Here is a 13,264-nt window from a genome sequence, read left to right as displayed (position 1 = left end):
ATCTCGCTCCTACTGCCAGACCGCATGGGCCATGATGGTTTCCTCGGTCGCGCCTTCCCCATCCAGGACCGCCGAGATGGTGCCTTCCCGCATCACGACGATGCGGTTGCAAAGGCCTAGAATTTCCGGAAGCTCGGACGAGACCATCACTACGGCCGCACCACGCTTGGAGGTCAACTCGACAAGCAGGTCGTAAATCTCGCGCTTGGCGGCCACGTCGACACCGCGCGTCGGCTCATCCACCAGAAGGATCTTGGTTCCCGCGTGCAACTGCCGGGCTATGCCGCACTTCTGCTGGTTGCCGCCCGAGAGTGTGCGCACCTTGGCATCGGCGCTTGGCGTCTTGATGCGCATCTGCTGAATGAAGCGGGAAACCTGCTCCTGTTCGCGCCTGCGGCTGATCAGGCCGCCTTGGACGATCGCTGCCAGTTCGGAAACGGTGACGTTGAAGGCAACCGACTGTTCTAGGAAAAGACCCTCGGTCTTGCGGTCTTCCGGCAGTAAGCCGATCCCGTGGGCGAGCGCCGCACGCGGCCCATCGACCGCGACCGCCTTGCCGTCGACCCTGATCTCGCCGCTGTCGATCGCATCGGCGCCGGCGATTGCGCGCAGCACCTCCGTCCGACCGGCCCCGGCGAGACCGCAGATGCCGACGATCTCACCTTGCCTGACATCGAAAGAAATATCCTTCAAAACGCCAGCTCGCGAAACGTTGCGCACTTCCAGGCGCACCTCCCGGCCCGGTTTCGGACGGGGCGGGAACACGTCCTTGAGCTCCCGCCCGACCATGTGGCGAATGAGGTCGGCGGTTGTCGTCTGCGTCAGCGGCATGGACGCGACAACCTGGCCATCGCGCAGCACTGTGACGTCGTCGCAGATCTCGTAGAGCTCCTTGAGACGATGCGTGATGTAGATGAAGGACACGCCCTGTTCGGCGCTGAGCCGCCGGATCGTCATGAACATGTGTTCCAACTCGGCGTCGCCCAGGACGGCGGACGGCTCGTCGAGCACCACGATGCGCGCTTCGCGTGCGATCGCCTTGGCAATCTCCACCATTTGGCGCTGGGCTACGCTTATCGCATCAATCCGGGCGGCCGGATCAACCCGGAAACCCAATCTGTCCAACACCTCGCGAGCCGCGGCTTTGGCCTTGCGCCAGTCGACGGTGCCGAGCCCGGTCTTCGGCAATCGGCCAAGAAAAATATTCTCGGCAACCGTCAGGTGGGGCGCCTGGGCCAGTTCCTGGTAAATGACTGCAATGCCAAGCTCGAGCATCCGCTCCGGCGTCGGCGTTGGCACGACAGCGCCGTCGACTACCACCTCGCCTTCATTGGCAAGGAAGGCACCGGAAAGGACGCGCATCAACGTCGACTTGCCAGCGCCGTTTTCGCCGATCACGCCATGGACGCTGCCTCTGCGCACCGCAAAGCTGACGTCATTCAGCGCGTACACACTGGGAAAGCGCTTGTGGATGCCGCGCATCTCGAGAACTGGATCTTTCATCTTGAGCCTCAAGAAATCGTTTTCACGCCTTGCTCAAAAAAGCTCATAAGCGGTGGATCTGCATGCCGCCGCCGATGTGGTAGATGTCTCCCGTGCTGAATGGCAGGCCGCCTGCAGCCAAGGTCGCCACCGCGCGAGCAATGTCTTCCGGCTGGCCCCACCGTCGAATCGCCGACAGCTGGCCCGCCTCGACCTGAGACGAGTACTTCTCGTAGACGTCGGCGGTCATTTCGGTCTGGATCAAGCCGGGGCGAATCTCGTGCACCCGGATGCCGGCGTCCGCCAGTCGGATCGCAAACTGTTGCGAGGCCATCGAGAGCCCGGCCTTCGATATGCAGTAGGGACCCTTTTCCGGTGAGACGAGGCCGGCATTGGCGGAGGTGATCGTCACGACCGATCGCTCCGACGCGGTTTGCGGCCTTGAAAGCATCGCGCGGGCGACTGCCTGGGTGAGGAAAAATGTGCCGCGCAGGTTGACGCCAATCAGCCGGTCGAAGCTTTCCTCGGTGACATCCAGAAGGTCGCCGCGCACGCTCACCTGCACGCCGGCATTGTTGACCAGACAGGTGATCTCGCCCAGGTCGCGTTCGAGGCCTTCGACAAAGGCCGCGTTGCCCGATGTCTCGGAGATGTCCCTGCGGTAGAAAGCGCTGTTGCGCCCGAGCGCGCGCACGAGATCGACCGTCTCGCCGGCTTTCTCGTCGTCGACGATATCGACGATTGCTATGTCGAAGCCCACCCGTGCAAGGTCGCAACAGATGGCGCGGCCAATGCCGCGTCGACCGCCTGTGACAACCGCAAGACCGCGGTCGCCGGAAGGCTGCCGTTCAGTCATGCCCCTGACCGCCGGAGCAGCCTGGTTCAGCATCATGACGCCTTCCTTTCCACGGCAGTGCCGATACCGCTCGCGGCGACCACTGCCTTCGAGGCCAACAGGCTCTGGACCTCGCCTTCGGCATAACCGAGCTCATGCAGGATCTCGCGGGTATGTTCGCCAATCTCGAGCGCCATGCATCGCAGTGCCGGCACCTCGCCGTCATAGCGGTTGGGATGATTGACCAGATAAATGGTGCGGCCGCGCACGGTGACCTGGCGGAACACCTGCGCGTGGCTCAACTGCGGATCAGCCAGCAGGTCATCATAGTGGTTGATCGGCGCCCACCAGATGCCATGGCGATCAAAACGGTCAGCGAGTTCCGCCACAGAAAAGATCGCCGTGGCCTGGGCCAGTCGGCGGGCGTACTCATCCCTATCCGCATATCGGTCAACATCTGCGACTTCGCGCAGACCGTCGCTGTTAAGCGACTCGGCCAGAACCGAGGAGTCGCAGAGCGAGATCACGACATGGCCGTCCGTGGCGGGATAGACGCCATAAGGCGCAGCGTGAAACCAGGTGGCAAGGTTCTTCTCGCGCTTCAGGACTTCGCGGCTCATCCCGCCCGCGAAGTAGTTGACAAGGGGCTCCCCCTGCAAATCGATCGCCGAGTTGATCAGGCTGGCTTCGACGCGCGTGCCTTTGCCGCTGCGAAGTCGGCGCACAAGCGCGCCCAGGATGCCCATCGCCAGCAGCGCGCCGCCATGCTGGTCGACGACCGCCGCTCCGACCGGCGTCGGACCCCGATCGGGGGTGCCGGTGACGCTCATGAGGCCTGACCGCGCCTGAGCGAGAAGGTCCTGGCCCGGCTTCAGCGCCATCGGTCCGGTGGCGCCGAACCCGCTGGCAGAGGCGAAGATCAGTGTGGGATTGATCGCGCGAAGCGCTTCGTCGTCGAAGCCCAGCTTGGCGAACACGCCCGGCCGGAAATTCTCCATGACCACGTCGGCCTCGGCGATCAGCCGGCGCGCTACTTCCTTGCCCTCGCGACTTTTCAGATCAACGCCGATGGATCGCTTGTTACGATTGGCGCACAGATAGAAGCCGCTGACGCCCTCCACATATATGTCGGCGCCCGACCACCGCCGCTCATGAGCACCATCTATCGGCTCGACCTTGATGACATCCGCACCCATGTCAGCCAGATACTGGGCGCCTGCTGGACCCTGCAGGAAATGGCAAAAGCTGACGACCTTGATCCCGCTGAGCATGTCTCTTCCCTTTACGCGGCGCTATGGTTGCGCTCTTGTGAAATCGTTTTCACAACTTTTCTTGCCGCTGTCAACCCAGATTTCTGGACTTTTCGCTGAGAAAGATATCTGGCGACCTGAAAGAAATTGTGCGATCTAGAAAACGGTTTCTCGAAATTGGCAATGGCCATACTCAATGGATCTCGAAGACGGCGGCGCCAAACTGATTGACGTGGCCCGGCTTGCCAACTGCTCGCCGGCCACTGTTTCACGCGTCCTGAATGGCAATCCAAACGTCAATGAGGCCGTCAGGGATCGCGTGGTGCGAGCCGCCCGGGAACTTGGCTACGTACCCAATGGCTCCGCAAGAGCGCTGCGATCCACGCGAACAAGACTGGTCGGTGCCATCATTCCGACTTTGGACCACGCGATCTATGCCACCATGGTTGACGGGCTTCAGGCCCGGCTTTCTGAAAAGGACGTTTCCCTGATCATCAATACTTCTGGCTACGACATCGATCTTGAGTATGAGCAGGCTCGCCTGCTGGTCGAGCGCGGCGTCGAGTCAGTGGTCCTCGTCGGATCAACGCACCTGCCTACCACTCTAGCGATGCTTGAACAGAAGCGTATCGAGTATGTCTATACCTATACGTCGAAAGCGATGGAGTCGGGCGCAGCGGTAGGCTTCGACAACGAGAAGGCCGGGCGCACGGCGGCTCGCTACCTGCTCGACCTCGGCCACTCCCAATTCGGGATGATCGCGGGCATCACACGGGACAATGATCGTGCGGCCGGCCGGCGTGACGGCTTCCTGAATGAGCTCGAACGATCAGGCATCGACCATACGAGGGTTCCGGTTGTCGAAGGAGCCTACAGGCTGGATGACGGGCGGAGATGCATGCAGCGACTGATGGAAGAAGACCGAAGGCCCACCGCGGTGTTTTGCGGCAGCGATATTCTGGCAGCCGGCGCCATCAAACACTGCCACGCAGCCGGGATCGCCGTCCCCCAGGAGGTCTCGATCGTTGGCTTCGACAATCTCGAAATTGCTGAGCTCACCTCACCTGAATTGACCACGCTGGAAGTGCCAGCACGCGACATGGGCCGAATTGCTGCCGACTACATCCTGGCATCCCCATCGCAACGGCTGCATTTGCGGCAACGGGAGCTGGCGATCAGGTTGATCGTCAGAGAAAGCACGGCTCCAGTGAGGCGTTAGGCACTTCGACATCCTGGGACCACGGGTAAGAGCCGTCCATTGCCGAATTTGGTCTAAGTGTCCGCTTCCAAGTGACGAACAGCCTCACTTTAATGGCTGCGATCAGGCGCATTGCTGCCATTTGAATATAAGATAAATGCGGTCAGCGAATGGCTGGATCAGCTTCTTGATCAATTTGGGCGAACCGCTCGTAAGCCGTTGACAAAGGCAAGAGGCGGGAGTGACCCGCCACGGCGAAGGGAATTTCGGATATTCCCAGCGCCTCTTGGACTCAATTGACCAAGGTCGAAACATGCACATAGGCCAATTCATTATCTGAAGGTTCGATTGCATAGATCATCGTGCCGCATAGGGCACAAAACACCTTCTCTACCATGTTGTCGCCGAACTCTCCGCAATAGCGCTGATACGGACCCTCCAGGTGCAATGTGTCCGACCACGCACATACGGACTCTTCGGCAGGATCGGTTCGCGATCGACACTCAAAGCAACCGCACCTGCCGACGGATCGACCATGAAACCTGCACGAGAATTTGGTGCTGCCACACTCACATCTGCCTACGAGGATTTTCATGCCGTCATCCTGAAGGAGACAAGTGGAAATCGGCGACCGCGATCATGCTGATGTGCTCCTGCATCAACCCATCCAACTCTCTGAGCCGCTTTCAGTTCAGGTCGCCCGGCTTCTGTGGTAGTGACGCAACGCTTTCGCCCGGTTACCGCAGACCGCCATGGAGCACCATCTCCTTCTCTTTGTGGCAGACGGGTCAAGGAACAGCCAACTACACGTTTCACATTGCCTCACGTGGCACATGGCTGGGTCGGTTATGAGTGCCGACGTGGCTAGATCCAGTCTGAATTTAACCAGCGACAGCTGCGCGTCCGAAAAATCGATCTGCCACTTTGAATGATGAGCAGGACCGGGCACTAGCCGAGCATGGCTTATGGCCGCGCGAGCGCTGCTTTCAATCCGCAAGAGATCAAGTTCGGCTGTCGGCTTTTGCTCCATCCTTGCCGTTATGAAGTTGTAGAGGCTCTCGCGTTGAATCCTCATCTCCTGCAGGCAATTCAATGCAGGTTGGGGTGACGCATCCGCCTGGCGTGCGAGCGCTACATATTCGGCTGCGTCGATTACATTCGCTGCAGCTGCCCACGTCAAAACATCGCAAAAAGTTTCCAGTCTTTCGACATCGCGGGCCTTCGTGTCACCGCCGGCGGTGTTCAGGAAGTCGAGGACGGGGTGCCCGCCAATAAATGATCTAGGCGACCACAGATGCATTGGCTCGACCAAACAGCATTGCTTTTTGGAACGCCCGTGAGCAGAGGAAGGCCTCTAAGCATGGGCCATTCACCTCTGGACAGGCGACATTGGTGCGCCGGCGACAGCGTGCGCCGGCCAGGTTTCGGGTGGAACGATCAACAGGCCACTGCATGAAGCCGTCGCCTACTACGCAGCGTTGCACTTCGGCGATGGAATTTTTTTGCATCCTTGAACGACTATTTTTGATTTGCGTGAGCCTCGCCCCACACTCATACCTAACCTGAACTTGATATGAAAGAGGTTAGGTATGACAAACGAACACGACACCAGCTTCCAGCCATCCCAGACATTCGATTATCACGGGCAACAGATCCGCTGGGGCGTCGTCGGCGAGGGGCCGCCTCTCGTCATGGTTCATGGCACACCGTTCAGTTCCGCTGTCTGGCGCAAGATCATTCCCTATTTCTGCGACCAACGACGTGTCTACTTTTACGACCTGCTGGGATACGGCCTGTCTGAAATGCGCGACGGCCAGGATGTCTCGCTCGGTGTTCAGAACAAGGTATTGGAAGACTTGCTGGAGCATTGGAAACTGGACAACCCCGATGTCGTAGGGCACGATTTCGGCGGTGCGACCGTTTTACGCGCTCATCTGCTCGGCAAGCGAAACTATCGCTCCATGACATTGATTGACCCGGTGGCGGTGGCGCCGTGGGGAACGCCCTTGATCCGCCATGCGCGCCAGCATGAAGCCGTTTTTGCGGGCCTTCCCGCCTATGTTCATGAGGCTATCGTGCCGGCTTACATCGCGGGCTCCGCTCATCAAACCCTCCCGGCCGAGACAATGGCGCTCTACGCGACGCCCTGGTTCGGCGAACAGGGTCAGGCTGCGTTCTATCGGCAGGTCGCCCAGATGGACGAGCGTTACACCGATGAAGTCGAGCCCAGCTATGCCGAAATCCGCTGCCCTGTCCTTATGCTCTGGGGAGAACAGGACAGGTGGATTTCGGTCGAGCATGGGCGCGGATTGGCCAAGAAAATTCCAGGCTCGACGCTAAAGATCATTCCAGGTGCCGGACATATCGTGCAGGAGGATGCCCCCGAGGCGGTCGTGGCTGCGCTGCTGAAGTTTCTTCCTTAGTTTTCGTGGGCGGAAGCGGCGGCTGGACAAATCGCCGCTCTCCGACCTTCGATACCCTCATCCATTGAGCTAAAACGCGGCGGGGCCGATGGTCATCATGGCCGCGACGGAATCGGTCTCTGCGGGCAATCTGGGCTGCCGACCGAAGCCAAAGTCAAAGGCAACACAAGCGGATGCTTCCTAAAATGCTCGCCCGAGAGACGATCTTTCCGGAAGCAGAACTCCCAGCAGGCAGCGAGTTGCTGCGCGAAGGCGGCGCTCTGGCCAAAATCTGGACGATCGGCCCATCGCCATTCTTAACGGCGATGAGTGTCGGTAGTGAAATGGAATATAAACGGGCGAGGATGGCCGAAGGGACGGTCATGCAACATGCTCAAATCGGCTATCGCGACCATGACAAAAGCCGTCGCGCCTATCGCTCGATTTGGGAGGCATGTGACGCCAAGGGCGTGCGGGTGGATCGCTACGGCCTTTGCCTCGACTGGTCGATGGCACTCCCGCGTGCCATTCGGGCCGGCGCAACGCGTGGAACCGGCATGATCTTACCGGACGTCGAGGACTTCATCGCGTTGACCGAGGGGGCGCCGGTAGCCCCGCACTTTGGCGACTTCGTGCTGGGCTTTCCCGCCGCGCTTGAGAATACCCAGGCAGCGCTTGCTGCAGGCAGCACGACAATCGGCAATCTTGGCCAATACTTTACTTTCCGCATCCCCGGTTGGGACGATGACATTGAGGCCACAGCTGCAACGGTGAAGGCGATTGGGCTAATCGCCAAACAGCCGGCGCCAGTGATCGTGCATTCCAATCTCGACGACGGGTTTGCCGCACAATTTACAGACCTTGCCAGCTGCTTTGGGATGATCCTGCTCGAACGTTCGATCGTCACCGGTTTGGCGGGCGTAACGACGGGCCATTGCTTCGGGCATCATTTCTCCGATCCGCTGGCGCGCTTCGCCTTCCAAAGGGCGATCGCGATGATCGACGCCACGCCTGGAACCGTCATCTACGGTAACACGACAAGCTACCGAGGCGTGGCCGCACAGAATTTTGCGAGCCTTGGAAGCTATCTTCTCGTCGATGCATTGGCCCAGCGGCTTTTCCCGACCGGGCATGCGATCAATCCAGTTCCGGTCACCGAGAACGAGCGGATCCCGGAAATAGAGGAGGTTGTAGATGCGCAGCTATTTGCGAGTAGTTTGGCACAGCATGCAAGGCTGTACGAGCCGCTGATCGACTTTACCGAGATCGATCGGGTCGCTTCGGTTCTCGTCAGCGCAGGCGAGCGCTTTGCGTCAAACGTCCGACAAGGCCTTGCCGCCGCTGGCGTCAACATCGGAGATATCTTTGAAATGCTGCTCGCGCTTCGGCGCCTTGGGGCGCGGCGACTTGAGCAGGAATTCGGCACTGGCCAGCAAGACAGCCGCAGCCAGGCGCGTGTGCCCTTGGTGCCAGCAACAATCCTGACTGAAATCCATGAGATGGCGGAGGCTGCACTCGCATCTGCAACAACCGATCAACGTTTCGCGCTGCGAGAGCGGCGGCATAAAGTCATCGTGGCAACAAGCGACGTTCACGAACACGGCAAGATGTTGATTGAGGAAATTCTAAAGCAGCTGAACGTCGAAAGCATCGATGGCGGAGTCTCTACCGATGCTGCGGCCCTTGCGGCAATCGCAAATGAGATCGGGCCAACGGCTATCGCGATAAGCACATATAACGGGGTCGCCCTCAACTACTATCTCGAACTCCGCCGGGAACTCACGTCTCGAGGCCTGGATATCCCGATCTTGATTGGCGGCCGGCTCAATCAAATTCCTGAAGGATCCAATACCAGCCTTCCAGTGGATGTTGGCGATAAACTGGCAGAGGCGGGAGCCATAGTCTGCCGCGAGGCCTCGCACCTGCTGTCCTCGCTTCTCGCCTTGCAGACGTCACGCTCGTAGGATGATCCGATCAAGCGGCTTTGTGTTGAGCCTGTCGCCGGGATGGGCAGCCGCAACGACTCCGCTCGCCTGAGTGCATACTCATGTCCCGTCCGATGCCGACATCACCCGCGGAAAAGACCGCGTTGAGGCCAGAAGCGGTCAATCCGGAGCGAGTTGTGGGGATGACCGCAATGGGGCCGACAGCGGAATGGCAGTTATTGGCAGCCGCAAGGCAACAAGTAGCCCACTGCCACCAGCACCGCGTCGTGATTGTGCCATAAACTAAACCTGACCGTTGCGTCCCGTCCGGCGGTTAGCTGGCTAGCAGGTCGGCTCTAAGTAGTTTCCCGTAGGGACATAACCGAATTTCGGCTTGGCGCGATTTGCGCGATTGCTGTTGTCACAAATTCATCGGGACCACAGCCATGTACGCTCAAGCTTCCGCCAAGATCGAACTGCCGTCATACCTGCCGCAGCAGAGCCCCTCGCCTGCTTTCGAGGGAGCGACGGTGCAGCCGGTCAGCTTCTTCCCGGCAGGCACAGAAGTCTACGCCCAGGGTGAAAAGGCGAGTGCCCTCTACCAGGTCGAATTTGGCGCAGTCCGCATCTATCGCCTGCTCGCCGACGGGCGCAGGCAGATCAGCGCGTTCCATATGGCAGGGGAGACATTCGGCTTCGAGGCCGACGCCACCCATCACTTCTTCGCCGAAGCGATCAACGCAACCGGCGTGCGGGTATTCCACACCCCCGCGGGCACGGACATGTCCCGCCAGCTTTTGCCGCTCGCTCTCAAGGGACTGACCCGTGCGCAGGAACATCTCCTGGTGCTTGGCCGCCAGAACGCCATCGAGCGCGTCGCGGCATTCCTTGTCGAAATGTCGGAGCGTCAGGACGGCTTGCGGCAGGTGGAACTGCCAATGTCGCGGAACGACATCGGCGACTATCTCGGCCTCACCATCGAAACCGTCTCGCGGGTTTTCACCCGCCTGAAGGACAAGGGAGTTATTCGCCTGCTTAGCCTGCGCAGCGTTGAAATCCTCAAGCGGGATACGCTGCTGGCTATGGGGAAATGAGGCCATCTGAGCCATTCCCGCCCGGATTTTGCTTTGAAGTGCGTCGTGCACGCCTGATGATGAGCCGATCGTTGCCGAGTTCTTCATCCATGTGACGCCGGAGGACCTACGCTTCCGCTTCCTCGGGGCCGTGAAGGAAGTGTCGCCCGCAGCCGCGTTTTGGCGATCGTCTTTGCTCTCAATCAATGAATACCCATTCTCTTGCCGTTAGGCTTGTGGGATGAAGTGATGAATATTTGAGACGATGCACCCGAAAGCGAGGTCTGTCGGTCAATCCAGAAATTGCTGACTAAGGAGCGGATCTGGTTCTTCTGTCGAATTGACGGGTGTGCTGATTGAAAGCAGAAACTGGCGCAGGAACAACACGACCCTGGAGCGGGCCGCTTCAGAAACCGTAAGGCAGACTGGGTTGGGAGGATAAGCATGGGCGAGAATTTGTCCGGCCATCATGCCGACCGCATTCAGGCCGCGATTGCTTCGGATGCGGCGGCAAAGTCCGCGCTCGTTGCCTCCTGGCGGCGATCTTGCAATTTGCACCGGCTCGATCCGGCCGATCGCAGCCCGGCACGGTACCTGACGGAGTTCGAGCTGGAGCAGGCCCGGCAATGCATCGAACCGCTCGTTCGGGCTGCCCAATCGAGTCTCGACCGGCTGTATCTTGCGGTGGGCGGCGTCGGGTGCTGTGTCCTGCTCGCCGATCGTGACGGCGTGCCGGTCGAGCGACGCGGTGCGCCTGTGGATGATGAGACGTTTCACTCCTGGGGACTGTGGACGGGCTCCGTCTGGAATGAAGAAAGCCAGGGTACCAACGGGATCGGCACCTGTCTGGTCGAACAGCGCGCTCTGACGATCCATCGCGATCAGCATTTCCACACACGCAACACAGATTTGAGCTGTACCACCGCACCGATTTACGATCACCAGGGCCATCTTGCGGCTGCGCTTGATGTGTCTTCCTGTCGAGCAGATCTCACGGAAGCCTTCGCCAATCTCATTTCGGTGGCCGTAATCGACGCGGCGCGCCGGATCGAAGCGGAAAATTTCAAGATTGCGTTCCCCAGGGCGCGAATTCTGCTGGCGCCGGTCGCCGACAAAGGTTCCGGCGCGCTGATCGCCGTCGACGCCGACGACCTCGTGGTGGGCGCCACCCGTTCGGCTCGCCTGGCGCTTGGACTTACGCAACAATGTCTCGACAAGCCGATGCCTGCGCGCGATCTGCTCGGCTGGGCGGAGAACCGTCCTGAAGTCCTCGCAGAGGCGGAGCGCGGTGTCCTGCAGCGGGCGCTGGCGCGGGCAGACGGAAATGTCTCGGCCGCGGCTCAGGCGCTGGGCATCAGCCGCGCGACGCTTCATCGTAAGCTGAACCGCCTGGACGTTCACCGGGCTCACTGACCATTCGTGTCCCCGCGTGAGTGTCGCAATTCTGCGACACATTCCGACCAGGCACCGTGTTCGCTGCGGTGACAACAGCGGCGAAAATCGCGAGTCTCCCTTCCGAAACGTCGCATCCCGCGACGTCAGCTTCGGGAGGAAGACACATGAACAAGGTTGAATTCTCACGATCCGTCAAGGCACCCTTCGATAAGCGTTACGGCAATTTCATTGGCGGCAAATGGGCCGAGCCGCGGTCCGGCCGCTACTTCGAGAACTACTCGCCGGTGAACGGCCAACTTTTGTGCGAGGTCGCTCGTTCGGATGCCCAGGACATCGACGCAGCCTTGGATGCAGCGCATGCCGCCAAAGACGCTTGGGCGCGCACCAGCGTGGCTGAGCGCTCGCTCATCCTCAACCGCATCGCCGACCGCATGGAAGAAAACCTCGATCTGCTCGCATGCGCCGAAACCTGGGATAATGGCAAGCCGATCCGCGAAACGACCGCGGCCGACCTGCCTTTGGCCATCGACCATTTCCGCTATTTCGCCGGTGCCGTGCGTGGCCAGGAAGGCAGCCTTTCCCAGATCGACGACGATACCGTCGCCTATCACTTCCATGAGCCGCTCGGCGTGGTCGGCCAGATCATCCCCTGGAACTTCCCCCTACTGATGGCCTGCTGGAAACTTGCTCCCGCGCTCGCGGCCGGAAACTGCGTGGTGCTTAAGCCTGCCGAGCAGACGCCGGCCGCCATTCTGCTCTGGGCCGATCTTATCGGCGATCTGCTGCCGCCAGGCGTGCTCAACATCGTCAACGGCTTTGGCCTTGAGGCCGGCAAGCCGCTCGCATCGTCGCCGCGCATCGCCAAGATTGCCTTTACCGGCGAGACCACGACGGGCCGGCTAATCATGCAATATGCCAGCCACAACCTGATACCCGTTACGCTGGAACTGGGCGGAAAGTCGCCCAACATCTTCTTCAAGGATGTCGTCGCCGAGGACGATGATTTCTTCGATAAGGCGATCGAAGGCTTCGTCATGTTCGCGCTGAACCAGGGCGAGGTCTGCACCTGCCCTAGCCGCGCGCTCATCCATGAATCGATCTATGACAGGTTCATGGAACGCGCCCTCAAGCGCGTCGAGGCGATCGTGCAGGGTGATCCGCTCGATCCGGCGACGATGATCGGTGCTCAGGCCTCGTCGGAGCAGATGGAAAAGATCCTGTCCTATATCGACATCGGCCGCCAGGAAGGAGCCGAGGTGCTGACTGGCGGCGCGCAGAACCATCTGCCGGGCGACCTTGCCGGCGGCTACTACGTCAAGCCGACCGTGTTCAAGGGCCACAATAAGATGCGCATCTTCCAGGAGGAGATTTTTGGCCCGGTGGTGTCGGTGACGACCTTCAAGGACGACGACGAGGCGCTCTCGATCGCCAACGATACCCTCTACGGCCTTGGCGCCGGTGTCTGGAGCCGCGATGCGAACCGCTGCTACCGCTTCGGCCGCGCCATCCAGGCCGGCCGCGTCTGGACCAACTGCTACCACGCCTATCCGGCGCATGCCGCCTTCGGCGGCTACAAGCAGTCGGGCATCGGTCGCGAGACGCACAAGATGATGCTCGATCATTACCAGCAGACCAAGAACATGCTGGTCAGTTATAGCCCCAAGAAGCTTGGCTTCTTCTGATTGCCTCGTTGGCTCACAGGCG

11 protein-coding genes are annotated in these 13,264 nt (G+C 60.2%); 6 read left to right on the top strand and 5 right to left on the bottom strand.

All coding sequences use genetic code 11. The features are described from left to right. Positions 1 to 9: 9 nt before the first annotated feature. From AC0L2L_RS27090 to AC0L2L_RS27080, 3 genes are read right to left on the bottom strand one after another with little or no spacing between them, the layout of a single operon-like run. Positions 10 to 1,503 carry a sugar ABC transporter ATP-binding protein gene (locus tag AC0L2L_RS27090; protein ID WP_473582776.1) on the bottom strand — a complete coding sequence of 498 codons (1,494 nt, stop codon included), beginning with the start codon at positions 1,501 to 1,503 and terminating at the stop codon, positions 10 to 12. A gap of 43 nt (positions 1,504 to 1,546) precedes the next feature. Then, on the bottom strand, positions 1,547 to 2,374 hold the full coding sequence (locus tag AC0L2L_RS27085) for a 3-ketoacyl-ACP reductase (protein ID WP_473582774.1): 828 nt from the start codon (positions 2,372 to 2,374) through the stop codon (positions 1,547 to 1,549). Further along, the gene (locus tag AC0L2L_RS27080) at positions 2,371 to 3,588 is read right to left on the bottom strand and encodes a CaiB/BaiF CoA transferase family protein (protein WP_473582772.1); all 1,218 of its coding nucleotides are present in this window, start codon (positions 3,586 to 3,588) and stop codon (positions 2,371 to 2,373) included. Before AC0L2L_RS27080 ends, AC0L2L_RS27085 begins: the two co-directional genes overlap by 4 nt. Before the next feature lie 175 nt (positions 3,589 to 3,763). Between AC0L2L_RS27080 and AC0L2L_RS27075 the strand changes: the two genes are divergently transcribed. After that, positions 3,764 to 4,786: a LacI family DNA-binding transcriptional regulator gene (locus AC0L2L_RS27075; RefSeq protein ID WP_473582770.1), complete on the top strand. Its 1,023-nt coding sequence runs from the start codon at positions 3,764 to 3,766 to the stop codon at positions 4,784 to 4,786. A 271-nt stretch (positions 4,787 to 5,057) separates the two neighbouring features. Here the strand turns inward: AC0L2L_RS27075 and AC0L2L_RS27070 are convergent, their stop codons facing one another. Both AC0L2L_RS27070 and AC0L2L_RS27065 read right to left on the bottom strand, forming a co-directional pair. Then, a complete protein-coding gene (locus tag AC0L2L_RS27070) occupies positions 5,058 to 5,360 on the bottom strand; it encodes a GFA family protein (protein ID WP_473582768.1) in 303 nt (100 codons plus the stop codon). A gap of 96 nt (positions 5,361 to 5,456) precedes the next feature. After that, positions 5,457 to 6,065, bottom strand: coding sequence for a CGNR zinc finger domain-containing protein (locus AC0L2L_RS27065; protein ID WP_473582766.1), 609 nt, complete (start codon positions 6,063 to 6,065; stop codon positions 5,457 to 5,459). A 289-nt stretch (positions 6,066 to 6,354) separates the two neighbouring features. On the opposite strand from AC0L2L_RS27065, the gene AC0L2L_RS27060 reads away from it, so the two are divergent. From AC0L2L_RS27060 to adh, 5 genes are all read left to right on the top strand, one after another. Continuing rightward, complete coding sequence (locus AC0L2L_RS27060) at positions 6,355 to 7,188, top strand: alpha/beta fold hydrolase (protein WP_473582764.1); 834 nt, start codon at positions 6,355 to 6,357, stop codon at positions 7,186 to 7,188. Between the two features lie 185 nt (positions 7,189 to 7,373). Beyond that, on the top strand, positions 7,374 to 9,131 hold the full coding sequence (locus AC0L2L_RS27055) for a cobalamin-dependent protein (protein ID WP_473582762.1): 1,758 nt from the start codon (positions 7,374 to 7,376) through the stop codon (positions 9,129 to 9,131). Between the two features lie 407 nt (positions 9,132 to 9,538). Beyond that, positions 9,539 to 10,186, top strand: coding sequence for a helix-turn-helix domain-containing protein (locus AC0L2L_RS27050; RefSeq protein ID WP_473582760.1), 648 nt, complete (start codon positions 9,539 to 9,541; stop codon positions 10,184 to 10,186). A 423-nt stretch (positions 10,187 to 10,609) separates the two neighbouring features. Beyond that, positions 10,610 to 11,578 (top strand): helix-turn-helix domain-containing protein, encoded by a 969-nt coding sequence (locus AC0L2L_RS27045; RefSeq protein WP_473582758.1) that lies wholly within the window; start codon positions 10,610 to 10,612, stop codon positions 11,576 to 11,578. A gap of 146 nt (positions 11,579 to 11,724) precedes the next feature. Further along, the gene (gene adh / locus AC0L2L_RS27040; RefSeq protein ID WP_473582756.1) at positions 11,725 to 13,242 is read left to right on the top strand and encodes an aldehyde dehydrogenase; all 1,518 of its coding nucleotides are present in this window, start codon (positions 11,725 to 11,727) and stop codon (positions 13,240 to 13,242) included. The last annotated feature ends 22 nt before the right edge of the window (positions 13,243 to 13,264 follow it).

The sequence above is a fragment of the Mesorhizobium sp. WSM4832 genome (assembly GCF_055811115.1).
The sequence above is the reverse complement of the archived record's forward strand: the minus strand, read 5'-3'. Positions and strand labels throughout refer to the sequence as shown.